Annotated in this window: 19 protein-coding genes and 2 pseudogenes; 4 read left to right on the forward strand and 17 right to left on the reverse strand. The window is 63.5% G+C overall.

Annotated elements, in window-relative coordinates; all coding sequences use genetic code 11:
* A complete protein-coding gene (locus tag ACH196_RS23500; protein ID WP_396649369.1) occupies positions 1-615 on the forward strand; it encodes a hypothetical protein in 615 nt (204 codons plus the stop codon).
* 92 nt (positions 616-707) lie between these two features.
* Here the strand turns inward: ACH196_RS23500 and ACH196_RS23505 are convergent, their stop codons facing one another.
* A complete protein-coding gene (locus tag ACH196_RS23505) occupies positions 708-1,340 on the reverse strand; it encodes a hypothetical protein (RefSeq protein ID WP_396649370.1) in 633 nt (210 codons plus the stop codon).
* Between the two features lie 314 nt (positions 1,341-1,654).
* Between ACH196_RS23505 and ACH196_RS23510 the strand changes: the two genes are divergently transcribed.
* On the forward strand, positions 1,655-3,403 hold the full coding sequence (locus ACH196_RS23510; RefSeq protein ID WP_396649371.1) for a hypothetical protein: 1,749 nt from the start codon (positions 1,655-1,657) through the stop codon (positions 3,401-3,403).
* A gap of 104 nt (positions 3,404-3,507) precedes the next feature.
* Here ACH196_RS23510 and lepA read toward each other — a convergent pair whose 3' ends face one another.
* The 4 genes from lepA to ACH196_RS23530 form a co-directional block, all read right to left on the reverse strand.
* A complete protein-coding gene (gene lepA, locus ACH196_RS23515) occupies positions 3,508-5,319 on the reverse strand; it encodes a translation elongation factor 4 (RefSeq protein WP_396649372.1) in 1,812 nt (603 codons plus the stop codon).
* A gap of 227 nt (positions 5,320-5,546) precedes the next feature.
* Positions 5,547-5,729, reverse strand: a complete 183-nt coding sequence (locus ACH196_RS23520) for a DUF1127 domain-containing protein (protein WP_396649373.1) — start codon at positions 5,727-5,729, stop codon at positions 5,547-5,549.
* A gap of 217 nt (positions 5,730-5,946) precedes the next feature.
* Positions 5,947-6,384, reverse strand: a complete 438-nt coding sequence (locus ACH196_RS23525) for a hypothetical protein (RefSeq protein WP_396649421.1) — start codon at positions 6,382-6,384, stop codon at positions 5,947-5,949.
* A gap of 254 nt (positions 6,385-6,638) precedes the next feature.
* Complete coding sequence (locus ACH196_RS23530; protein WP_396649374.1) at positions 6,639-6,917, reverse strand: DUF4242 domain-containing protein; 279 nt, start codon at positions 6,915-6,917, stop codon at positions 6,639-6,641.
* 169 nt (positions 6,918-7,086) lie between these two features.
* Here ACH196_RS23530 and ACH196_RS23535 point away from each other — a divergent pair, with 169 nt between their 5' ends.
* Positions 7,087-8,784, forward strand: a complete 1,698-nt coding sequence (locus tag ACH196_RS23535) for a hypothetical protein (protein WP_396649375.1) — start codon at positions 7,087-7,089, stop codon at positions 8,782-8,784.
* A 41-nt stretch (positions 8,785-8,825) separates the two neighbouring features.
* On the opposite strand, the gene groL is transcribed toward ACH196_RS23535, so the two are convergent.
* From groL to ACH196_RS23570, 7 genes and pseudogenes are all read right to left on the reverse strand, one after another.
* Positions 8,826-10,466 carry a chaperonin GroEL gene (gene groL, locus ACH196_RS23540; protein WP_396649376.1) on the reverse strand — a complete coding sequence of 547 codons (1,641 nt, stop codon included), beginning with the start codon at positions 10,464-10,466 and terminating at the stop codon, positions 8,826-8,828.
* A 50-nt stretch (positions 10,467-10,516) separates the two neighbouring features.
* A pseudogene (locus ACH196_RS23545) lies at positions 10,517-10,817 on the reverse strand (co-chaperone GroES).
* Between the two features lie 78 nt (positions 10,818-10,895).
* Positions 10,896-11,495, reverse strand: coding sequence for a DUF922 domain-containing Zn-dependent protease (locus ACH196_RS23550; protein ID WP_396649377.1), 600 nt, complete (start codon positions 11,493-11,495; stop codon positions 10,896-10,898).
* An 88-nt stretch (positions 11,496-11,583) separates the two neighbouring features.
* Complete coding sequence (locus tag ACH196_RS23555) at positions 11,584-12,213, reverse strand: dihydrofolate reductase family protein (RefSeq protein ID WP_396649378.1); 630 nt, start codon at positions 12,211-12,213, stop codon at positions 11,584-11,586.
* Positions 12,210-12,681 (reverse strand): annotated as a pseudogene (locus ACH196_RS23560) (SRPBCC family protein). Before ACH196_RS23560 ends, ACH196_RS23555 begins: the two are co-directional and overlap by 4 nt.
* A gap of 1 nt (position 12,682) precedes the next feature.
* Positions 12,683-13,012 (reverse strand): ArsR/SmtB family transcription factor, encoded by a 330-nt coding sequence (locus ACH196_RS23565; protein WP_396649379.1) that lies wholly within the window; start codon positions 13,010-13,012, stop codon positions 12,683-12,685.
* Positions 13,013-13,246: 234 nt separating this feature from the next.
* Positions 13,247-16,792 carry a beta strand repeat-containing protein gene (locus tag ACH196_RS23570; RefSeq protein WP_396649380.1) on the reverse strand — a complete coding sequence of 1,182 codons (3,546 nt, stop codon included), beginning with the start codon at positions 16,790-16,792 and terminating at the stop codon, positions 13,247-13,249.
* Between the two features lie 298 nt (positions 16,793-17,090).
* Between ACH196_RS23570 and ACH196_RS23575 the strand changes: the two genes are divergently transcribed.
* The gene (locus tag ACH196_RS23575) at positions 17,091-18,881 is read left to right on the forward strand and encodes an ATP-binding protein (protein ID WP_396649381.1); all 1,791 of its coding nucleotides are present in this window, start codon (positions 17,091-17,093) and stop codon (positions 18,879-18,881) included.
* 141 nt (positions 18,882-19,022) lie between these two features.
* On the opposite strand, the gene ACH196_RS23580 is transcribed toward ACH196_RS23575, so the two are convergent.
* Genes ACH196_RS23580 through ACH196_RS23600 form a run of 5 tightly spaced genes read right to left on the reverse strand, consistent with a single transcriptional unit; the run spans position 19,023 to position 24,375 of the window.
* Positions 19,023-20,690 carry a N,N-dimethylformamidase beta subunit family domain-containing protein gene (locus ACH196_RS23580; RefSeq protein ID WP_396649382.1) on the reverse strand — a complete coding sequence of 556 codons (1,668 nt, stop codon included), beginning with the start codon at positions 20,688-20,690 and terminating at the stop codon, positions 19,023-19,025.
* Between the two features lie 37 nt (positions 20,691-20,727).
* Positions 20,728-21,549: an SMP-30/gluconolactonase/LRE family protein gene (locus ACH196_RS23585; RefSeq protein WP_396649383.1), complete on the reverse strand. Its 822-nt coding sequence runs from the start codon at positions 21,547-21,549 to the stop codon at positions 20,728-20,730.
* 54 nt (positions 21,550-21,603) lie between these two features.
* Complete coding sequence (locus ACH196_RS23590; protein ID WP_396649384.1) at positions 21,604-22,626, reverse strand: ABC transporter ATP-binding protein; 1,023 nt, start codon at positions 22,624-22,626, stop codon at positions 21,604-21,606.
* A 1-nt stretch (position 22,627) separates the two neighbouring features.
* Positions 22,628-23,611, reverse strand: coding sequence for an ABC transporter ATP-binding protein (locus ACH196_RS23595; RefSeq protein WP_396649422.1), 984 nt, complete (start codon positions 23,609-23,611; stop codon positions 22,628-22,630).
* A complete protein-coding gene (locus ACH196_RS23600; protein WP_396649423.1) occupies positions 23,611-24,375 on the reverse strand; it encodes an ABC transporter permease in 765 nt (254 codons plus the stop codon). The genes ACH196_RS23595 and ACH196_RS23600 overlap by 1 nt, the downstream gene beginning before the upstream one ends.
* Between the last annotated feature and the right edge of the window lie 41 nt (positions 24,376-24,416).

The raw sequence follows: 24,416 nt of genomic DNA on the forward strand, positions 1-24,416 counted from the left end.
TTGGTCGCCCGGCAGAAGCCGGTCTTCATCAATTGTCCGTTCGATGCGGCCTATCTGCCGTTCTTTCATGCTATTGCTTTCACGGTATCCCGTTGCGGATTCAAACCGCGTTGCGCGCTGGAAGTGATCGATTCCGGCGGCACGCGCATTGCCAAGATCGAAAAGATCATCGAGGAGTGCCCGCTGGGCATTCACGATATTTCGCGCACCGAGCTTGGCGGCAATGGCCTGCCGCGTTTCAACATGCCGCTGGAGCTTGGATTGTTTCTCGGCGCCAAGCGGTTCGGCGACAAGATTCAAGCCCGTAAACGTTGCCTCGTGCTCGACACCGAACCCTATCGTTATCAGATTTTCATGTCGGACATCGCCGGCCAGGACATCGAGGCGCATGGCGGCAAGCTCGAAACTCTGATCGGCAAGGTCCGGAGTTTCCTCAACGCCGCAAAGCGCGGCGCTCCACTGCCGTCAGGTGCGGCGATCGCGGCCGAGTACAAAACCTTTCAAGCCGCGCTGCCGGGGATTTGTAGTGAGCTGAAGGTCGAGGCGGACAGGCTGGAGTTTAAGGATTTCGTCTGGGCGGCCGCGAAGTGGATGTCCGTGAACGCGACGGGCTGACGTCGAAGCGCCGGAGCACGCCGGGACCGATCTCGGCGTGGCCGCCGGCCGTGACTGAGTCGACGAGACACGCTGGATCAGGCCGCGCGCGCTCAGCCCTTGTCCGCCGGGTCGGTCTCGCCGCCGAGGCCGACGCCAAGACCCATGCCGCCCATCATCATGCCGCCACCTCCCTCGCGGCCGCCCCGGCCGCTGGCGGCGGAGGGGCGGGCGGGGCCCTGGTTGGGGATGACGACGGTTTGCGGGATGGCGTCGAGGTCGAGCACCTCGCGGATGTAGTTGCGCAGCGAGACCACCAGCGCGTGCACCTCGACCGGTCGGCCGCCGGCCATGTCGCGCATGGCGCTGGCTGCGAGTTCGACCTGGGCTTGCGTGCCGAACAGCACGATGTCGGAAAGGGCGGCCTCAACGGCGTCGCGCACGCGGCGCGCCCGCTCGGTGCCGCCGCCCGGCGCCTCCGCGCCCTCGGTCTCCGCTATGCGCTTAAGATCGCGCAAATGCAGCGGGCTGACGGTGAGCGTGCCGGTGAAGGAGCCGCCCAAGACCTTGTAGGCTGATATCAGCGCCTTCAGCCGCTCGTTGATCTGCCGGTTCTGGCGCTCGCGCCGCTGCTGCAGCGTCATCATCATGACCAGCCGGATGCCCATGCCGATCAGCGTGACCAGCAGCAACCCGGCGATCGAGGTCAGGATGGTCTGCCAGGAGGAAAAGTCGAAACCGCGCATGAGAACAATCCGGTTGCGCGGGGAGGCTAGCACTGGGAGGCGGTGTGGGCGAGGTGGTATACCCTGAGCCGATCAAGCTCCCCTAAACTCTACCACGAAGAACTCCGTCTTCATAAACGTTCCGTTTGACGGCGCATGTCGTCTTCTCTCGTTACCTTCGTTTCACCTATCCTGTCGCTCAGCTTCGAGACGTGTTGAGAGCTAGAGACTGTCGATTTGGCCCACTAGCCTCATCATAGCTAGCACTAGGCGTTTGAAGCCACACTCGTTGGTGATAAGCGTTCATATATTGCCTGCGAACCTATGTGACTACCGTGACCGAACCGACTCGATCAACGCTTTCCGATGACGATGTTAAAGCTATCGAATCCGATATCGACGCATCGTTTGCTGCAGTCGATTTTCCCAACGTTGACGATTTAGAAGCGCAACGACTTGTATGCACCCTATATGAGATAATATACTTGTCAATAGTAGAAGAATCTGCAAATAAACTAAAGTCTGACGATTTTGGCAGTGTTATGTCAGATCTTATTATTCGACTTGACGCACTGAAATACGCATTTCGTAATCGCTTACGTCTGGCGTCTAAATCGAAAGGTATCGCTCAAGACTTTCGACGGAGTCGTGCTGAACATATTTCTACCATGGAGAATGTTGTAAGCGCCTCTTTACAGTACGAGCGCGCTTCCAGGATATTTTATGAATACCACAACGGCGGCATAACGCTATACAAGGGTGATGATGATGTGATTTATACCAGCGAAACTGAAATAGACACAAGATTTCATGCACTAGAATTTAGTGTTCATGCAGCTTCCAGACGGGCCAACGCGTTCACGTTCTTCGTACTATGTTTTGTTGGTAACAAAGTCAAGTTAGCAGATGGGACCGAGGTATCTTGGCGTGAGGAATTTAAAAGTGTTGCTTCTCGTGCTACTGAAAGAAAGGGGCTCATAAGATACAACTTGATAACGGTTTTGGCAAAACCATTGTACGAAACATTTCTTCATGAGACCGAACTTTTGATAGATTCTTGGTATTTCCCTTGGGGTAATATGCAAGAAACGGCAAGCTTTTTTGCAAGTCTGTCTGCAATCGGACTCTACCATTTGATTTCCATTCATGAGGGGGCAAAGAAGGCACGTCTCGATGACGGAGGAGCGGCGCAGATTTGTTACATCAATAATATCAAAAACTTGGAAACTGACATTTGCCGTATTTCCGGCCTATCTATCAAAGCGACACGAGCAATGATTGAGGCGTTTACCTACGGCCATATGACCCGTACACCGGATCCGGTACTTCAACCCTTGATGCCAATTGGTAATGATCAAATTGCCTTTCCGTCGACTATGTTTTTATCGTCAAACTGGCCGCGGAACGTTCTCAGTTTGCACGCCAGAGTATCACCAGCTACCTTTGATGCACATAGCGAGGTTTTTGAGAAAGGCATGATTGCAGGTCTGACCAATACGCTTGAGAAGAAATTTGACGTTTCCTCAAATGTTTTCTTTTCCACACCGGACGGGCCGGAGGAGGTTGATCTTGTCGTGAAACAGCGAGACAAAAACACCGCGTTACTCTGCGAACTGCGTTGGATGCTGCAGCCCGGTGACCCCGGAGAAGTTCAAAACAGACTAAAGGCAATTCGCCGAAAGGTGTCACAGATCGATAGGAAGTATGAACGCATAAACAGGGCAAAGCACGTCAAATCGATTGTTTACTTGCCTATTGTCATTATAGACGGGTATGGCGGAATTCAATCGCCTGTCCCCACTAAGATTCCTATCGTTAATATGCACATACTTGAAAAGATTCTTGATCGTAAGTCAGATATCGAATTTGCCCACGCTTTCCTCTGCACTCCGAACTGGCTTCCAAGACTCGGCCGTGACTTTGAGATTGTTAGAGATACAGATGAATTGTGTGGAATATCTTTTTCACAGACGGGTATCAGGCCAATGGGAAATCGCTATGTCGAAGAATCTCTTGACGCATATATTGACGAAATTGACCACCTTACTGTAGATGAAATTAAATCAATACGATGGCCTCACTAGTAGACGCTGACGCGAGTCGCGCTGCCTACGGCACCTCCCGCCCGGATTTTGCTCGCATCGATCCACCGGATCGACGGCTTGCCCGCTCGGCGGCAACCGGCTTCTCAATCGCCCATCTTCAACGCCTGAATAAACGCCTCCTGCGGGATATCCACCTTGCCGAACTGGCGCATGCGCTTCTTGCCTTCCTTCTGCTTGTCCAGCAGTTTGCGCTTGCGGGTGATGTCGCCGCCGTAGCATTTGGCCGTCACGTCCTTGCGCAGGGCGGAAATCGTCTCTCGGGCGATGATGCGGCCGCCGATGGCCGCCTGGATCGGGATCTTGAACATGTGCTGCGGGATCAGTTCCTTCAGCTTCTCGCACATGACGCGGCCGCGCTTTTCCGCCGCCGTGCGGTGGACCAGCATCGATAGCGCGTCGACCGGCTCGTCATTGACCAGGATCGACATTTTCACCAGGTCGCCCTCGCGGTAGTCGGTCAGGTGGTAGTCGAAGCTGGCGTAGCCTTTCGAGATCGACTTCAGCCGGTCGTAGAAGTCGAAGACGACCTCGTTGAGCGGCAGGTCGTAGACCAGCATGGCGCGCTTGCCCACATAGGAGAGGTCGGCCTGGATGCCCCGCCTGTCCTGGCAGAGCTTTAGAATGCCGCCGAGATAGTCGTCGGGGGTCAGGATCGTGGCGCGGATCCACGGCTCCTCGATGGAGGTGATCTTCATCACGTCGGGCATGTCGGCCGGGTTGTGCAGTTCCTTCTGGGAGCCGTCGAGCAGGTTCATGCGGTAGACGACCGAGGGGGCGGTGGCGATGAGGTCGAGGTCGAACTCGCGCTCCAGCCGCTCCTGGATGATTTCGAGATGCAGCAGGCCGAGGAAGCCGCAGCGGAAGCCGAAGCCGAGCGCGGCTGATGTTTCCATCTCGTAGGAGAAGCTGGCGTCGTTGAGGCGCAGCTTGCCGACGGCGGCGCGCAGATCCTCGAAGTCGGCGGCGTCGACCGGGAACAGGCCGCAGAAGACGACTGGCTGCGCCGGCTTGAAGCCGGGGAGCGCATGGGCGGTGGGGCGGCGGTCCTCGGTTATGGTGTCGCCGACGCGGGTGTCGGCCACTTCCTTGATCGAGCCGGTGATGAAACCGAACTCGCCGGGGCCGAGTTCGTCGACGGTCAGCATTTTCGGCGTGAACACGCCGGTGCGCTCGACCAGGTATTTGGCGTCGGCCTCCATCATGCGGATGGTCTGGCCTTTTTTGAGCACGCCGTCGATGACGCGGACCAGCACGATGACGCCGAGATAGGCGTCGTACCAGCTATCGACCAGCATGGCTTTCAGCGGGGCCGATGCGTCGCCCTGGCGCGGCGGCGGGAGCTGGTGGACGATCGCCTCCAGCACGTCCTCGATGCCGATGCCGGTCTTGGCCGAGATCATGACGGCCTGGCTGGCGTCGATGCCGATGACTTCCTCGACCTGCTCGCGGATGCGCTCGGGCTCGGCGGCGGGCAGGTCTATCTTGTTCAAGACGACCACAATCTCGTGGTTGTTGTCGATCGCCTGGTAGACATTGGCCAGCGTCTGCGCCTCGACGCCCTGGCTGGCGTCGACGACGAGCAGCGACCCTTCGCAGGCGGCGAGCGAGCGCGACACCTCGTAGGCGAAGTCGACATGGCCGGGCGTGTCGATGAGGTTCAGCACATAGTCCTGGCCGTCCTTGGCCTTGTAGTTGAGGCGAACCGTCTGCGCCTTGATGGTGATGCCGCGCTCGCGCTCGATGTCCATATTGTCGAGCACCTGCTCCTTGCCCGCCATCTCGCGCGCGTCGAGGCCGCCGGTCATCTGGATCAAGCGGTCGGCCAGCGTGGATTTGCCATGGTCGATATGGGCGACGATGGAGAAGTTGCGGATGTTTTTGAGCGGTGTCGTCATGGAGGGCGGCTATAGAGCATTCGCGGCCAAAACGGAAAGCCCGTTTTGCAGGCGCGAAGGCGGGAGAGCGGGGTTTTGGCGGGAAATTCGGGTGGATGGCGCGGACTGAGCGTCCCGGCTGTTCGCCATCAACGACCCGCGCACCGCCATGCCAACGCGGAAGGACGTGAAATCGGTGTCGGTGCAGGTGACCTATTCGGACGGAAGCCAATCGCCGGTGCGGGAGTTCAAGCGGCAGGGTGGCCGGCCGGCGCCCTGCCGGAAACCAGATGGACCGCGCTTTCGCCATGCGCGGCGAGGTAGTCGCTATCGCAACGGCTGATCCCCAGATCCTTCAGCACATGGTCCGGAAGCGCATGCAACTGGCGGCGGACTTTTCGGACGGCGAAGCCACGCCTGATATCAGCCAACAGGGTCGCGAAAAATCGCCGGAACGGTCGCGCGGCCTTGCCGCGGCATGTTCCATCAGGGCAGTCGACGGCCGAACATGTCATGAGGCGCTCCGGCTCACATCGCTCCGGCCGGCGCATCGCGCGGTCGGAACGGGTCTTGGGGGGTGCGGCCAACAACCTTTTGGTCCGCCGGCAGGAAACGGCGCCCTCAGCAAGGGTGCCGCCGGGCGAATTGTCATCCGCCGCTGGCCGTCGCCAGATCGCACGAGACATCGGGGTTCATGTCCGCGAACGCGCCGGTCGGGTTCGGCTTCCAGGCCCAGACATGCAATTCGTAGAATGCGCCCAGCCCATAGCGGTTGGGCGCGCTGTTGAAGTTGAACAACTGCCCTTCGAGCGCGGCGGGGCCCTTCGAGGTGATGTATTCGACCGCCACCAACGCCAGCTTTCCGCCGGGCATCGGCTCGTACATCACGGCTTCCGGACGGGCGAGGTCGATCTTGTCGTCGGAAAGGTAGGCCGCGTTGACGTAATGAATGCCCATGGCGCCGTTGCCGGCCGGGCTGCTGGCGCAGGGGATTGGCGCATAACCTTCCGCCTTCGCTACCGAGACGTCCACAAACCGGTTGTTTGCGGCGCGCACTTTTTCGGACAGTGGATTGTCCGCGTTCATGGCGGTGTTGTGCGCCTCGACGGAGGTGGCGGCACCGCAGAGGACAAGGATGACGGCCAGGCCGCGGGCAAGTATGTTTTTCGTCATTTTGTTTCCATTGGTTTGGGAGCGCGCGGCACGTGGCTGGGCCGGCTGACGGCCGCCGCCACGCCCGCGGCGTCGATTTGACTTTGATCGTGAAGGGGGGCGTATCTCGCCCGTCCCCAAAAGTGCGAAGAAGCGCGCACCCGGCGATCCGCCGGGCGCGCAAAACATCAGGCGCCGCGCGCTGTCGCCGGGCCGATGACGGCCGCGACCTCCGTCACCTTGTTGGCCGGGAAGCCGCCCTCTTCGGCATGGCGCCGAACGATGTCGGCGCTCTCCGCCTCATGCACGCAGTAAATCTTGTCGCCGGCCACATAGCTGGTGATCCATTCGTAGGGCACGCCAAGCGCGGCAACGACTTCGTTGGACTTTGCGGAAATGTCCTTGAGTTCGCTGGCGCTCAGCTTGTCGGCGCCGGGGATCTCCCGTTCGATCACATAGGTGGGCATCGTCAGTCTCCTTTTTGCTTGAACGATGCTTCACCATCGGCTGCCGACGTTGTACCGGATGTGTGAGGTGCCACTATTGTGAGGAATTCCGGTCAAACGTCCGGTCACACGCCTGCGGCGCATGGCACCGGCGCCGGCGGCAGCCGCTGGGGAAGAGCAATCGATGGGCATGAAGATCAAACTCCTCGGAGAACCCGCCATCCTCGATGACAGCGGCGCAAGCCAAGCGGTCCGCGGGTATCAGGCATGGGCGCTGCTGGTGCGCGTGGTGCTGGCGCCGGGTCCGCTCGACCGGCGCGTGCTGGCGGCGGAACTGTTTCCCGATACCGTCGATCCGCTGGGATCGTTGCGGTGGTGCCTGGCCTCGCTGCGCAAGGCGCTGGACTGCGCGGAATGCCTGAGCGGGGACCCCATCAGGCTGAACCTGCCCACCGATATCGAGGTCGATGTGCTGCGGCTGGACCGCGACGCGTTCGACGTCGAGAGCGCCGGCCCGTTGCTGGGCGGGATCGAACCTCGGTGCAGCCCGGAATTCTCGACCTGGCTTCTGGTCGAGCGCGAGCGCATCGCGGCTATCGTCGAATCCAGGATCAGGCAGGAGACGATGCGGGCCGTATCCGTCGAGGACTATGAGCGCGCCATCCGCCTGGCCGAGATCGGCGTGAGGGGCGATTCGTTCAACGAAGGCGCCCATGTTCTGCTGGTGAAAAGCCTGGCGCTAGCCGGACGCTACGACGCGGCGATGGCACATGTCGAGGCGACGGAAAGCCTGTTCCTCGCCGAGTTGGGTGAAAAACCCTCGATGGCGCTGCGAAGCGCGGCGCGCCGCACCATTTCGTCGCCGCCAGGCGGCATCTCGGCGCAAGCGTTCGTAAACTCCCTGATGCAATCGGGTCTCGCGGCGTTGTCGGCCGGTGCGGTGGATGCGGGGATCGATTGCCTGCGGCGCGCGGTCAACGATGCCGAGAAGATCAGGGACAGCCACCTCCAGGCGAAGGCGACGTTCGAACTCGGCACCGCGCTCGTCCACGCCGTAAGGGGCTATGACGACGAGGGAGCCATTCTGCTCCGTCAATCCACCGAGCTTGCCCGGCAGGCCGGAAGCGCAGGCATCGCTTCGGCCGGATTTCGCGAGCTGGGCTATGTCGACGCGCTGGCCGGCCGGCGGCCTGCGGCGTCGCAATATCTGTCCAGCGCGACCAGCCTCGCGCCCGATGACGACGGCCTTGCCGGAATCCACGGAGTGATCGGATTCAACCTGGTCGATTGGGGCAAGGTCGACGAAGGCCTCGAGCATTTCGCCATATCGCTCGACCATGCCCGCAAGGCCGGCAACCGCCGCCGGGAGATCTGGTCGCTCGGGATCGGCGCCTGGGGCCTGCTCGCGGCGGATCGGCTCGACGAAGCCGACGCATGGCTGGAATTGTCGCTGGCGCTCAGCGACGAACAGCGCTGGATTGCCTTCCGGCCCTGGCCGATCGCGCTTCTCGGCGAATCCAAAATCCGCCAGAAGCAGGACCCGGCGCCGCTGCGCGCGCGCCTCGAGGAAGCGTTTGCAACGAGCTGCCAGCTTGGCGACCCATGCTGGGAAGCGGCCGTGGCCCGTGCGATGGCCTTGACCTATGACGCCGCCGGAGACCTGCCGTCCGCTTCATACTGGCTTGCCGAGGCGCATCGACGCTGCGGCCGCGAAACCGACGCCTATGCGGCGCTTCAGGTCGAGATCCTGGCCAGCCAGGTCGAGCTTCATGCTAGGTATGGCCGGATGGAACTGGCCGACGCCATTGCCCGCGAATGGGTGTCGCTGGCGGCGCGGACGCATTCGAACACGCATGTGGCGCGCGCCGCAAAATTCATCGGGCGTTGATGAAGCGACGCCGCCTCGTGCCAGACTACCCGCTGCCGTGGTCAGTAACCCATGCCGCCCATGCCGCCATTGCGGCCATTGCCGACGGCGGCGGGCGCATCCTTGGGAGCCTCCGTGATCATCGCCTCCGCAGTGATCAGCAGCGCGGCGATCGAACCGGCATCCTGCAGCGCGGTGCGGACGACCTTGGCGGGATCGATTATGCCGGCCTTGATCAAGTCGACATAGGTTTCGGTCTGGGCATCGAAGCCTATGTCGAGGTTCTTGCCGTCCACCAGCTTGCCGACGACGATCGAGCCTTCGACCCCGGAATTCTCGGCGATCTGGCGGATCGGCGCTTCCAGCGCCCTGAGCACGATCGAGATGCCCGCCGTGACGTCGGCATTGGCGCCGGTCAGGCCGGCGAGCGCCGCCCTGGCGCGCAGCAGCGCCACGCCGCCGCCGGGCACGATGCCTTCCTCGACCGCAGCGCGGGTGGCGTTGAGCGCGTCGTCGATGCGGTCCTTCTTTTCCTTGACCTCGGTTTCGGTCGCGCCGCCGACACGGATGACCGCAACGCCGCCGGAGAGTTTCGCCAGCCGCTCCTGCAGCTTCTCCTTGTCATAGTCCGAGGTGGTTTCCTCGACCTGCGCCTTGATCTGCTGGACGCGGCCGGCGATGGCCTGCTTGTCGCCGGCGCCGTCGATGATCGTGGTCGTTTCCTTGTCGAGGACGACGCGCCTGGCGCAGCCGAGCATGTCGAGGGTGACGTTTTCGAGCTTGATGCCGAGGTCTTCCGAGATCAACTGACCCTGGGTCAGGATGGCGATGTCTTCCAGCATCGCCTTGCGGCGGTCGCCGAAGCCGGGCGCCTTGACGGCCGCGACCTTGAGGCCGCCGCGCAGCTTGTTGACGACGAGGGTAGCAAGCGCTTCGCCCTCGACGTCTTCCGCGATGATGAGCAGCGGCTTGCCGGATTGCACCACGGCTTCGAGGATCGGCAGCATCGCCTGCAGGTTGCCGAGCTTCTTCTCGTGGAGCAGGACATAGGGATCGTCGAGCTCGACGCGCATCTTCTCGGCATTGGTGACGAAATAGGGGCTGAGATAGCCGCGGTCGAACTGCATGCCTTCGACGACTTCCAGCTCGGTCTCGGCGGTCTTGGCCTCCTCGACGGTGATAACACCCTCGTTGCCGACCTTCTTCATCGCCTTGGCGATCATGGCGCCGACGCTGGTGTCGCCATTGGCGGCGATGGTGCCGACCTGTGCGATCTCGTCCGACGACTTGACCTTCTTGGCGCGCTTTTCGATGTCCTTGACCACGGCGGCGACGGCAAGATCGATGCCGCGCTTCAGATCCATCGGATTCATGCCGGCGGCGACCAGCTTGATGCCTTCGCGCAGGATGGAGGCGGCGAGCACGGTCGCCGTCGTGGTGCCGTCGCCGGCGAGGTCGTTGGTCTTGGAGGCCACCTCGCGCACCATCTGGGCGCCCATGTTTTCGAACTTGTCGGCGAGTTCGATCTCCTTGGCGACGGCGACGCCGTCCTTGGTGACGCGCGGCGCGCCATAGGCCTTGTCGATGACGACGTTGCGGCCTTTCGGACCGAGCGTCACCTTGACCGCGTTGTTGAGGACTTCGACGCCGCGCAGCATGCGGTCGCGCGCATCGGCGGAGAACTTGATTTCCTTGGCAGACATGATTTTTCGTCCAGTTCAGCCTTGAAATTGAAAGTACGCAAACCAGCCGGTCAGGCGGCTTTCCTGGCGGCCGCCGCGGGTTTTTCGACGATGCCCATGATGTCGGCCTCCTTCATGAAAAGAAGGTCCTCGCCGTCGACCCTGAACTCGGTGCCCGACCATTGGCCGAACAGTACAATGTCGCGGGCCTTGACGTCGAGCGGGATCAGCTTGCCGCTTTCGTCGCGAATGCCGGGGGCCGATGGCAATGACTTCGCCCTCCTGCGGCTTTTCCTTCGCATTGCTGGAAATGACGATCCCGTCCTTGCCTCGTGGCTTTCGATTTGGGGGTCGCGGCTCGATCCAGGGCATCGCATGGAAGGCCTACTCTCACGGCTGCCAGACCTCATACGTCCTCACGCCGCCGACTTTCGATAAGGCAAAGCGGTCCTACGCCCCGTTCAGCAACGCTATGATCAGTTGCTGGACGTTGCCGCCATCGCCCATCTCGACGCGGTCGAAGTCGCGGCCTTTGCGGCGCTGCTCCTGCGAGAGTTCGGACAGGCGCTGGGTGAGCACCGTCCTGATCTTCTTGCAGCCGGGATCGTCCTCCACGGTAAGGCCGACGCTGTAGGCCACGATCTGGCGCACCATGTCGATGATGTACTCGCCATGCACCTTCTCGTGCGCGGCGATGCCGGCGATGAAGGGCTCCCAGCGGGCGCGGGTGGCTGCCGGCAATTTTTGCGACGGTCTTGGCAGCGTGTAGGTGATGATCAGCTTCGGCGTCGCGGCAGCGATCACGCAGGCGCTGCCCCGCTGCTGGTAGTCGCGTCTCCAGGTGAGTTTGAAGTTGGTGAAGGCGATGACGCGGCGGCCCTTGCCGATCTCCGGCCCGCGCTCGCCCATGGAGGCGTATAGCTCCGGTGGTGTTGTGCCTGATATGGCGTAGGGTTCGACCTTCTCGACCGGCTGCCAGGCATCCTGCGCGGCGGCGGGCGAGAGGCCGAGCAAGGCCGCCGCAAGCAATAACCCAATGAATGTCCGCACGCCCGCTCCGTCGATGATCTGCGGCGGCGACACTATGGGCGGAGGGTTAGGGTTTCAACCGCCGATGGACGACGTTCCGTGCGATCAGTCACGTCAGCATGTCGGTGAAACTTTCGCGGTGGACTTCTTCGGCAGGTTGGCGCGGAACGTAGTGCAGGTTGACCACGCCGTTCTCGTAAGCGCTGGAGCCAAGCAGTTGCAGGTCGAGCCCGGCCGGCAGTTTTGCGAACCAGGATTTTCCCGGCGAAACGGTGGGATAGACGAAGAAGCGGTAGTCGTCGACCAGGCCCAGCGCGACGACGGATTGGGCAAGACTGGCACCACCGGAAAGATGGATGTCGCCGCCGGGTTGGGTTTTCAGTTCGACCAGATATTTTGCAAGATCGGCATCGGTTGCGGCGGCGACCCGTTCGACATTGTTCCAGGGCGTCAGTGGCGCGGCGCCGGATCGCGAAAACACCAGCTTTTGGATGGCGTTCATGCGATGTGCCATCCGGCGGTTGGTCTCGGTGCCTTCGGAGATCGCGCCCGGCCAATAGGCGGCCATTTCCTCATAGGTCGTGCGGCCGACAAGCACCGTGTCGTAGCCGGCGTAGATGCCATCGATCTCCCGGTACTGATCGTCGCTGACGCCATGCAGCCAAGCCATCGGATCGTCGAGGCGGCCATCCAGCGTCGTCATCATCTGCAGGACGATTTTTCGCCCGGCGCCGCTCACGGCTGGCGTTCCACCAGCCGGGCGAGTTGTCCGATGACCGTGCCCCAGCCGTCATAAAAACCCATCTCGGCATGCATGTTCCGGTCTGTTCTTGTGCATGACATGGGCGGCGTAATCCGTGCCGTCGGGATGATCGGCCAGCGTGATGACCGCGGTCATGAAGGCCTGTTCGGCCGGCCGCCAGCCCGCAGTCAGCGCGTTGGTGAAGACGATGCGCCGGCCCTCGTCCACGGCCAGGAAGCAGGCGCTCAAGTGTGGCGTGAAATCGCCGCCATTCTCGCTGATCTCGGTGACCAGCCCGCCGCCGGGCCGCACGTCCATCTCGACGACCTTGCACAGCGCCGGCTCGGGGATCCACCAGCGCTCGAATTTTTTCGGATCGGTCCAGGCGCTCCAGATGGCGGCGCGCGGCGCCTTGATGACCCGCGATATCGTCAGGTCGAGATCGGGATTGAGGGACGGGTTCATTTCAAAATTCCTTGGCGGTGACGAATTTTTCAAGCCGGTCGGTGCGGGCTTCCCAGAGCGAACGTTGCTCGGCGAGCCAGGATTCGACCGCCGTGAACTGTTTTTTCTCGATGGCGCAGGTGCGCACCCGGCCCTGCTTGGTGGTGCGGATCCAGCCGCTGTCCTCGAGCAGATGGATGTGCTTCATGAAGGACGGCAGCGCCATGTCAAAGGGTTTCGCCAGGTCGCTGATGCTTGCCGGCCCCTGCCCCAGCCGCCCCAGCACGGCGCGGCGGGTTGGGTCGGCAAGGGCTTGGAAGACGCCGTCCAGACGGGCTTGATAGTGTTCCATAAGGCTAAGTATCAGAGTGAGATACTTAGCGCAATGGCTAAGTGTTATCGGCCCCTTGTCGGTGCATGCACGGTGAAAGTCGGCCAGGATTCCAGGCGAGACGCGGAGGAGCGGTTGGGAGACCGGGACAATCCTCCGATCAGATGGTCAGCAAACCAAACGACGCGTCACGCATGGACACGGCGCGGGCCTGCGTGCAAGCGCGCAGGCCCCGTTTCGCCGAAGCAGGCGCGCTCAGATCACCACGAAATCGGCGGCGGTGAGCGTCGGGTGTCCGGTCAGCGTCGCGAACTTTATGGCGCCGAACACACTGCCTGAACCGTCCTGGTCGTAATAGAGATTGCCGGTGTCGGAGTTGTAGAGGATGCGGTCGTTGGCGTCCTTTGCCGCCACGGCAACATCCTTGAAGGCGCTGGCCGCCAGAGGCCCCACGGGCAGGACCGTGAAGATTGAATTGTCGAGCTGGATCGTGTCGGCGGCGACATTGTAGTCGGTGATGGTGTCGACATTGGTGGCGGCGTCGAGCGCGGTGTTGAAGATGAAGAAGTCACTCCCCGCGCCGCCGGTCAGCGTGTCGTTGCCGGCGTAACCCTTGATGGAATCGTTGCCGGCGCCGCCGTTGATGATGTTTGCGCCGCTAGCACCGTTCAGGGCGTCGTCGAAGCTCGTTCCGATCAGGTTCTCGATCGAATTGTAGGTGTCGCCGGCGGCGTCGCCGCTGTTGATCGCCGGGTTGGCGAGGCTGACGATGACCTTGGACGCGGCGCCGGCATAGGAGGCTGTGTCCGATCCTGCTCCGCCACTGAGATAGTCTGCGCCGACCCCGCCGATCAGCGTGTCGTTGCCATCCTGGCCGTAGAGCTTGTCGTTGCCGTCATAACCCTTGATCGCGTCGATGCCGGCATCGCCGCGGATGTCGTTGACGGCATTGGTGCCGTTCAGCGTGTCGTCGAAGCCCGAGCCGATCAGGTTCTCGACCGAATTGTAGGTATCGCCCGCCGCGTCTCCGGTGTTGATCGCCGGGTTGGCGAGGCTGGCTGCGATGCCAGAAGATGCGCCGGCGTAGGACGCGAAATCCGATCCTGCCCCGCCGCTCAGATAGTCCGCGCCGGCGCCGCCGTTGAGCACGTCGTTGCCGTCCTCGCCGAACAGCTTGTCGTTGGCGGCGTTGCCCGAGATCGTGTCCGCGCCGACGCCGCCGAGCGCCGTGTCGCTCTGGCTGGAACCGCCGAGCTGGTCGTTGCCGCCGGTGCCGTTGAGCGTGATCGTGTCGACGCCCGCGGTCCAGTTCGTGAACGCCAGGGCGGAGAGGTTCGTATTTGCCCCATTGATGACGAGCGTATCCTTGACGCCGTCCTTGCCGTCGATGGTGCCGCCCAGCAAGCTCGTGGCGCCGGTCAGCGTCAGCGCGTGGCCGTTGAGGTCGAGCGTCGCGAATGCACTGTCGAGGGTAAAGGCGCCGCCATAGGTCAGGTCGACGCCGAGCGTCGTGGTACCGGCAAAAATTCCGCCGGAGAGCGCCAGTGAAGCGACGGTGACGTTGGCGGTGTTGATCGCCGTGGTGGAGCCCGATCCCAGCACAAGCGCGCCGGCGCCCGAAATCGTGCCGCCGAGCGTGCTCGTGCTGTGGAGGATCAGCGTCGCGCCGGCGGCGACCGACAGCACGCCGCTGCTGGTGAAGGTCCCCGAAATGCCGCTGATGCCGGCGGCCTTGTCGATGAAGGTGCCGTTGTTGGTGATCGTGGCGCCGAAATTGTTGATTTCTCCGGCGCTGGCGATCGTATAGGTGCGGCCGGCGTCGTTGAGCAGGGTGCCGTTGAGGCTGATGCTGCCGGTCTGCGTCATCGAGCCGGAATTGCGGATGGTGGCCGGGGTCGTGGCGCTTCCGAACACGCCGATCGCGATGTTATTGCCGATGGTGGCCGAACCGGTCACCCGAAGTGTTCCGGCCCCGTCGATGATGTTGCCGAGCAGCGAATTGGATGCGCCGGACAGCGTCAGCGTACGGCCGTTGAGGTCCAGCATGTCGAACTGGTTGGCGAAGGAGAAGGCGCCCGCATAGGTCAGGTTGGTGCCGAGCGTCAGCGAGGCGCCGCCATTGCCGCCGTTGAGCGACAGCGCGGAGACGGTGACGTTGGCGGTGTTCAACGTGGCGTTCGAGCCGAAGCCCAGCGTCAGATTGCCGGCGCCCGATATGACACCGCCCAGCGTTTCCATACCGCCGTTGAGGACCAATGTGGCGCCGGCGCCGACGGAGAGCGTGCCGGTGTTGGTGAACGTGCCCGAGACGCGGCTGACGCCCGCGGCGCTGTCCGTGAATGTGCCGCTGTTGGTGATCACGGCACCGCCCTGATCGATGATATCGCTCGCGGTGGTGATCGTGTAGCTGCGGCCGGCGTCGTTGAGCAGCGTGCCGTGCAGGGCGAGGAATCCCGACTGGGTGGTGGTGCCGGAATTTCTGATGGTCGCGGCGTCGCCGGTGCCATTGGGACCGCCGACGGAGAAACTGGCGATGTCGGCGGTCCCTGTCACCCTCAGCGTGCCCGCGCCGACGAGATTTCCCGCCGACAGAATTGAACTGCCGCCCAGCGTCAGCGTGTGGCCGTTGAGGGAGAAATTGGCGAACTGGCCATCATAGGTGAAGGTGTTCGCATAAGTGAGGTTGTTGCCGAGCGTCACATTGGCGCTGGTGCCGACATGCAGCGTGCCGATGGTGACGTTCGACGAATTGAGCGCGGTCGCGCCGTTGAGCCACAAAGTGCCGGCACCGTTGATGATGCCGCCGAGCGTGCTTGCCGTACCGATGGCGCCGATGCCGAAGGAGAGCGTATCGCCGCTGTCGACGGTCAGCGTTCCCGTGTTGGTGAACTGCGCGTTCAGGGTGGCGCTGACGGCGGCGCCGCTGACCTTCAGCGTTCCAGCATTGGTAACGATTGCGGTGGCCGGGATGGAGTTGCCGAGAATGGCCGAGGCGTCGATCGTGTATAGCGCGCCGGTATCGATCTTCAGCGTGCCGGTCGTCGTCGCGTCGCCGAGGGACGTATGCAGATGCTGGGTCCCGGTCGAACCGCTGGCATATTCCAGTACCGCTCCGCCGATCACAACCGGCGAGCCGTTTCCGGTCGTTCCCTGTTCCGCCGAACCGGTGACGAGCACGGTTCCTGGCCCGTTGATGGTGCCGTCGATGTTGGCGGTTCCCGACAGCGTCAGCGTATGGCCACCGAGATTGAGAACCGCATGGTTGCCGCTGTAATCGCCCAGCGTGAAATTGTTGGCGTAGGTCAGGTTGGTGTTCAGGTTGGTGGTGGAGACGGTGCCGTTGCTGGTCACGCCGAGCAGCCAGTCCGACACCGTGACGCTGACGCCGGCGTTGAGGTTGAACGTTCCGTAGGTGAAGATCAGCTCTCCCGCGCCGGCAATCGTGCCGGCATAGTTGCCGGAGGTTACGACGAGCGCGTCGTCGGCGATGTTCAGCGTAGCGCCGGCGCCGACATTGATCGCCATCGAATTGAAGCCGCCGCCATGCAGCAGCGTCAGCGAGCCGCCCGTCATGTTGAGCGTTCCGACGATGCTGCCGTTGATCGTATTGATCGTGCTCGTCCCGTTGTACGACACGGTGAAAGGCGTGCCGATCCCGCTATTGTCGGGGAGCGAGGCATCCTCGTCGGCGCCCGGCACGTGGTGCAGAAGGGGCGGAGGCGCATCCGGGTTCGGCTCGTCCCAATTCGCGGCGGAGAACCAGTTGCCGCTGGTGGTGTTCCAGGTTGCGGGTGTGGACATTTCATACCCTCCGGATTGACCGCGCCGGGCAAACTGCACACAAGCGCAAGTATTCGTCGAATAGAGACCTGATGCCTGCCTGTTTGTCAGAGCTTACATGCCGGGTAAATTGGATTGATGTCTCTCCCGGTCCTAGGACCGTCCTAAGACCCGCGCCTCCGTTCAAGACCATCCGCGCACTGGTCATGGGCAGGATTTGCGCTCATCCTTGAGCTTCGGAGCGAGGTGAGACGGTGTTGCCGCCGGCGCCGTCTTCCTGCACGCTGCGCCCACGCCCTCTGATCCGGACCCAGGCAGATTGGTAGCAAAACCCGCCGTTCCGCCGCAGCCGGCCGATGCCGAGCACATCGGTCCCGAACAGGTTGCCGCGCTGTTCGCGGCATTGCCGCTCGGCGTTCTCGGCGCAGCCATCGGCGCGGCGGTGCTTTCGCTGGCGCTGGTGCGCCTCGGCGCGATGGACTTGCGCCTGTGCTTCGGCTGGGCCGGCTACATCGCCCTTTGCGCCCTGGCGCATCTGGTGCTTTTTCGGCAATACCGGCAGGATCCGAAACGCGATGAACGGTGGTCCAATTGGGCGGTCTGGTTCGCCGTCGTCGCCCTGCTGGAAGGGATCGGCTGGGGGCTCATTCCGCTGGCTGCGGCGGTGGGGGGCAATTTCGACATCGAGATGCTGACCATGGTCGTCACGCTCGCCGTCGCGGCGGCATCCATTCCCGCGTTCAGCCCGTATCTGCCGGCGTTCGCCGCCTTCTTCCTGCCCACAACGATCCCCTACGCGGCCTGGAGCATCGCCTCCGCGACGCCATTGCATCAGGCGACGGCGCTGCTGATGGTGGTCTTTATCTGCGCGATCTTCGGACTGGGCGTGATCGCCAACCGGTCGTTCAGTCAACTCATCCGGATGCGCATCCAGACCACGGCGATGGCCGAAGACCTGCGCAGGCAGAAGGAGATCGCGGAGGCCGCCAGCCTGTCGAAATCGACCTTTCTAGCCGCTGCCAGCCATGACCTGCGCCAGCCCGTCCATGCGCTTGGCCTGTTCGTAGGAGCCCTGCGTGGCATCCCGATGGGCGCCGAAGGCCAGCGCATCGTCGAACAGATCGAGACGTCGGCCCAGGCGATGGACGGCCTGTTCGCCGCCCTCCTCGATATTTCGCGGCTCGACGCCGGCACGGTCGACGTGCGGCCGAGCAGTTTCGCCGTTTATCCGTTCCTCGACCGCATCTGCCGCGATCATGCCGAGGAAGCCCGAGCCAAAGGGATTTCCATAGAACCGCAGCGGACAAGCGTCATCGCTCTCACCGATCCGGTGCTGCTGGAGCGGATCGTGCGCAACCTCGTCTCGAATGCCGTGCGCTACACGGATGCCGGACGCGTCGTCGTCGGCTGCCGGCGTCGCGGCGGCCGCGTCGCGATCCAGGTATGGGATACCGGCCCCGGCATCCCGGCCGACCAGATCGGACGCATCTTCGAGGAGTATTACCAGATCGGCAACCCGGAGCGGGATCGCGCCAGGGGCCTGGGCCTCGGCCTGGCGATCGTCCGGCGACTGGCCGACCTGCTGGGCTGCGAGATCAAGGTGCGCTCGAAGGTCGGTTCGGGTTCCTGCTTCGAGATCACCGTGCCGGTGTCGGACCGCGAAACGTCCAAGCTCGCGGACGCAGACGAAAGGAGCCAGGGCGCGCTGGCAAAGAGCATGGTTGTCGTCGTCGACGACGAACTGCCGATCCGCGAGGGTATGACCACTTTGCTCGGCGGCTGGGGGCACGAGGTGGTGGCCGCCGCCTCCGGCGACGAGGCGATGCGGCTGCTGGCGTCCCATCCGCGCCGCCCGGACCTGATCATCTGCGACTACCGGCTGAGGAACGGCGAGAACGGCATCGAGGTGATCGAAGCTCTGCAGGGCGAATACAATCATGCCATCCCGGCCCTGCTGGTCACCGGCGACACCGCACCCGACCGTCTCGCCGAGGCGCATGCGAGCGGACTGCTGCTGCTGCACAAGCCGGTCTCCAACAGCAAGCTCAGGGCGGCCATCGCCAATCTGACCAGGCACACCGAAGAGGACCTGCCGGCGACGGCTGAATGATGCTGGGCGGGGTGGACCGGCTTCGCCAGGCCCGGCCGACGCAATCGACGCCGTCCGCCGGCAAGGCCGATTGAAGCGTCTCCTCGCCATGCTTGTCGGGATGGCCGAGATGGGATTTGACAGGCCGTCGTATGGACCCGCTTACACCTCGACAAACCTGTCCAAGACGTTGCGCGTGATCTGCTGCGTGAACAGATCGCCGCGCTTCAGGCCCATCACCCATTCGCAAGATGCGGCGGTGAGCACTTCGCCCTTGCCGCGCTTCATGTGCACCATCATGCCGGAGCCATACTTGTAGCGCGCCAGCCCTTCCGGGGTGACCTCGCCGGTGACGCATTTCACCAGTCCTTCGTGGTCGCTGCTGCGCACATAGTAGCGAAAACCCTCACCGTCCGGCTCGTCCTCCGCAAGCACGGCGGGCGCCATGGCAAGGATATCGATCGTCTCCGGCTGGCCCTCGACCGGCACCGGATAGGGCAGGCCTTGATGGAACGTGTAGTCCAGCCCGTCGACCTCGTAGGCGAAGATGCGCGCCTGGTCGCCAAAAATGTCGGCATAGTGCAGACCGGTGCCGGCGAAAGCCCAATGTTCCGGGCGGTAGACGGTAAATCCCCTCTGGCCGTGGGGCGCAAAGCCGCCCCAGGACGCGTAGAGGCCGTGCAGTCCGTTGACGCCGACGGTCGAGGCGCCCGGCCAGCGCACTTGCCTGTCTTCCCAGGCGGTCGAGAGCAGGTGCGCCTTGTCGGTGCCGGCGACCGGATCCTCGTCGATCGCCTTGAATTTGTGGCAGATCTGGCGCTTGCCGTCGTCCTCCAACCTGATCTGCCAGAGAAAATTGGCGCCGAACCGCGCCAGCCGGCCACCGCGTTCGACATAGGCCTCGATCGAAAGCCGCATCTCGCGCGTCCAGTATTCGTCATGGCCGATGATGGTCACGCAAGGGTAGGCGTCGAGCAGGTCCGGACGGTAGTGCAGGTCCGTCTGGGTGATCATGTCGAGGGCGTAACCCTCCTTCTCCGCCCACAGCACGAAGTGCCGGTCGAACTGCGCCCAGCCCGCGGCGGCGTAATACTGGCCAAAACCGTTGGCGAAGGCCCATTCCTTCATCGCATAGCGCGGCGCGTCGCCGAACTCCGGCAACGGGTCGGCGCAGATGCGCGGCGCGCCGGCCGGCAGCCAGACGATGCCGCGCGTCCATGGCCGTTCCAGCGACAACACCGGCGACGGCAGGTTCTTCTCGGAGCCGACGATGCCGAAATAATGGTTGGCGCCGCCGAAATCATTGTAGGCGGTCCAGGTGGCGGTCGGCAGAACCATCAGGATTTTCGCTTGCCGGGTTTTCTCGGTCGGGCGGACGACGAAGAAATGGTGCTGGACGAATTTGCCGCCATTGGCGCGGGCACAGGTTGAGACGACGCGGTAGAAGCCGGAAGGCAGGTCGACCGGCAGGCGCCAGCGATGGCTGACCGGCCAGTTGCAGCCGTTGCGATAGGCGTCCGGCGGGGTCGGCGAGTGCTTTCCCTCGATCGCCTCCACTCTGTGGACGGTCTCTGGCTCGTACCCGTCGCGGTAGATTTCCAGCGTCCAGTCCGGCGCGGTGGTGCTGGAATGGAACACAACCTCCTCGCCGGGATCGTAGGAGATGGTGTCGGTGTAGGTGTAGACTTCCGGCAGCGCCGGGTTGTCGTGCGGTGCCTCGTACCAGGGTTTTGAATGCCAGTGGTCGTCGGCGTGCATCGGGCGCGCCACGCGCGGCGCGATGTTGAGCGGGCCGAGTTCGGGCGGCAGAAAGTCTTTCTTGTCAGGCATGTCGGTCTCTCATGTCGGCGACACTGGATTGGACGAATCACAAAAGATAGGAAACGAGCTGTCCCGGTATGCCGAGCGTGACCCACAGCCGGCCCGCATGGACGCAGCAATTGGTCGGGTCGCTGCCCGGCCCGCAGTCGATCGTGTCGACCAAGCGGCCGTCGAGGTCGAGGATCGCGACGCGGTCGCCAGTGCTGCCGGTGAGGAAAAGGCGGTCGCCGTGAAAGACCATGCCGTCCGGGTTGAAGCCGTCGTCCAGCCGGCACCATTCTTCCACCTTGCCGACGCGCCCGCCCTCCCAGGGAAACCGCAGGACCCGATGTTCCATGGTGATGCCGACCAGCAGCGAGCCATCCGGATGGAAGACGAGCCCGTTGGGGAACCCGGTCATCGTCGCGAGCTGCCGCACCTTCGCGTCGGCGCCGACGGCAAGAAGCTGGCCGCCGTGATAGGCGTCGGCGTCGGCGCCAAGCACTTCCCAGTTCTGCGGGTCGGTGAAGACGATCTCACCTTCCGGCGAGAAGATCAAATCGTTAGGCCGAGAGGGTTTCTTGCCGGGCAGGACGTCGGCAAAAACCTCCCAAACTCCGTCCGTCTTAAGTCGCTGGATGCACCCCGTGATCAGCGGCTCGGCAAAATTAAGTTCTTCCAGGCTGCGCGGCGCGATGCCGCCATTGTTGGCGATGTAGAGGTTGCCGTCGCTACCCAGCCGCATGCCGTTGGGCGCGCCGGATACGGTCGCCAGCTCGCGCGTCTCGCCTTCCTTGTAGGCGCGGATCTTTGCGTGCAGCAGGTCGACGAAGGCGATCGACCCGTCGGTGAGCGCCACCGGCCCTTCCGGGAAGCCCAGGCCGGTCACGTGGATTTCCGGCGTCCAAACCATCGTTGATCCCCCCTCTCTTGCTTTCTTTCGCTAGGCCGCGGCCACACCCCTGCGCCCCAGCCCGATCTCGGCGCCGGTCGCCGCCGTCTCCTCGGGCGCGAGGTGACATGCAACCAGGCGATTCCCACCGCTCACCATGCGCAGCGGCGGTACGGTCTCGCGGCAGACGTCGCGCGCCAGGTGGCAGCGTGGATGGAAGCGGCAGCCGGACGGCACGTTGGCCGGGTTGGGCGGATCACCCGACAGCATGATGCGTTTCCAGCCGCGCTCGCGCCGCGCCGCGAGCGTCGGGGCGGCCGACAGAAGCGCCTGCGTGTAGGGATGCAACGGCCGCGCCATGATCTCGGCCGCCGGCCCCTGCTCGATGATCGTGCCGAGATACATCACCGCGATGCGGTCGGCGACATGACCAATCACGTCGAGATCGTGCGAGATGATCAGGTAAGAGATGCCGCGCTTGCGCTGGATGAACAGCATGAGGTTGACGATCTGCGCCTGGATCGACGGATCGAGCGCCGAGGTCGGCTCGTCGGCGACGATGATCTCCGGCTCGAGCGCCAGCGCGCGGGCAATCGCGATGCGTTGAAGCTGCCCCCCCGAAAATTGCGGCGGCAGTTTTTCGAGGTCGATGTTTTCAAGCCCGACGAAGGACAACAGTTCGCGGATACGCGGCGTGAGACCCTGCCCCAGCTTTATGCCGTGCGTGTCAAACGGCTCGCGCATCACTTCCGCAATGGTCATGCGCGAATTGAGCGATGCCAACGGGTCCTGGAACACGGCCTGCAGGCGCCGGCGCACCGGCAGCATCTGCCTGCTGCCCAGCGGGGTCACGTCGGCGCCGTCGAACAGGATGCGGCCGGCGGTCGGGTCGACCAGCTTCAGCGCCAGCCGCGCCAGCGTCGATTTCCCGCAGCCGCTTTCGCCGACAAGGCCCACCGTCTCGCCCTTGCCGACCGACAGGGAAACGCCGGCGACCGCCTGCACGTCGCGCTTGCCGCCGCGTTTCTGCGTGAAGGTTTTGACGACGCCGTCGAGTTCGAGAAGCGGACCCATGTCAGGCCTCCACCAGGAGGGCGGCATCGGCCGCGGTCACGGGATGGTGGCAGGCGAGGTCTACCTCGCCCAGCCGACGCCTGAAGGGCTCGATCGTTCGGCAATCCTCTTCGGCTTTTGGGCAGCGCGGATGGAAACGGCAGCCCGGCGGAAAGCCGCCCAGCCCCGGCGCGTTGCCGATGATGGCGTTGAGGTCGTGTTTCGGGGTCGCCTCGGAGATCATCGCGCTGGTCATCAGCGCGGCCGTGTAGGGATGCGACGGCCGCAACATGATCGCATCGGCCTGGCCGATCTCGGCGATGCGCCCGGCATATAGGACCAGGATGCGGTCGGCGACCTCGGCCACCACGCCCATGTCGTGGGTGATGAGCACGATGGTCAGCGACAGCTCGCGTTTCAATTCGGCAAGCAGCTCCAGCATCTGCGCCTTGATCGTCACATCGAGCGCGGTGGTCGGCTCGTCGGCGATCAGCAGTTTTGGGCCGGCGGCGAGCGCCATGGCGATCATGGCGCGCTGGCGCATGCCGCCGCTGATCTCGTGCGGATAGTCGTTGGCGACGCGTTTCGGATCGGGGATGCGCACGCGCTCCAGCATCTCGACGGCGCGTTTCGCGGCAACCGGTTTGGTCGCGAGGCCATGCGCCACCAAGGCCTCCGCGATCTGGTCGCCGACCGGCCAGACCGGATTGAGCGACCCCAGCGGGTCCTGGTAGATCAGCCCGATCTCGCGGCCCCGGATCTTTCTGAGTTCGGCATCCGGGCGATTGAGCAGTTCGCGGCCGTTGAACCGGATCGAGCCGGACACATGCGAGGTCTGCGGCTGCAGGCCGGCGATCGACATCCCCGTGAGCGACTTGCCCGAACCGGACTCGCCGATGATCACGAAAGTCTCGCCCTGCTCCACGTCGAACGAGATGTGATCGACCGCGATCAGGTCGCGGTCGTCCCGGCGGAAGCCGATGGCGAAGTCACGGACCGAAAGGATCATCCGCCACGCCTCGACGCCAAAGCATCGCCGATCAGCGAGAAGGCCGTCGCCGTCAGCATGATCATCGTTCCGGGAAACACCAGATACCACCAGGCCGAGCCGAAATACGGCCGCGAGTCGCGGATCAGCAGGCCCCATTCGGGCGTGGGCGAATTCGCGCCGAGGCCGAGGAAGGAGAGCGCGGTGACGGCGACCAGCGCGTAGCCGATATCGGTGGTGACGCGCACGTTGACCTCCTGGGCTACGAAGGGGATGATGTGGCGGCGCAGGATGGCGAAATCGGAGACGCCGAGGGCGCGAGCGGCCTCGACATGCGGGCGTTCGCGCAGCCGCAACACCTCGCCGCGCACCAGCCGCGCGTAACCCGGCCACCAGATGATCGCCAGCGACAGCGCCACGCTGTCCAGCCCGCGCCCGATCGAGGCCGCCATGGCGAGCGCCAGCACCAGCGCCGGAAAGCCGAAGAACAGGTCGACGATGCGCATCATGAGATCGTCGACCCAGCCGCGCGCCATGCCGGAAATCGCACCGTAGACGACGCCGAACGCGGCCGACGCGAAGACGATGACGATCGCCACGCCCAGCGAATATCGCGTGCCGTAGACGACGCGCGAGAAGATGTCGCGGCCGCCCTCGTCGGTGCCGAAGAGGTGCGTGAAGCTCGGCGGCCTGAGCCGGTCGGCCATGGCGAGCGCGATCGGATCGTGCGGTGCAATCAGCCAGGGCAGCAGCGTGAACGCGGCAAGCACCGCCACGACCAGCAAGGCCAGCGGCGTCAGCACCCCCTTGGGGCGCGTGAAAC

The organism is Mesorhizobium sp. IMUNJ 23232 (assembly GCF_044326205.1).
Classification (GTDB): domain Bacteria; phylum Pseudomonadota; class Alphaproteobacteria; order Rhizobiales; family Rhizobiaceae; genus Kumtagia.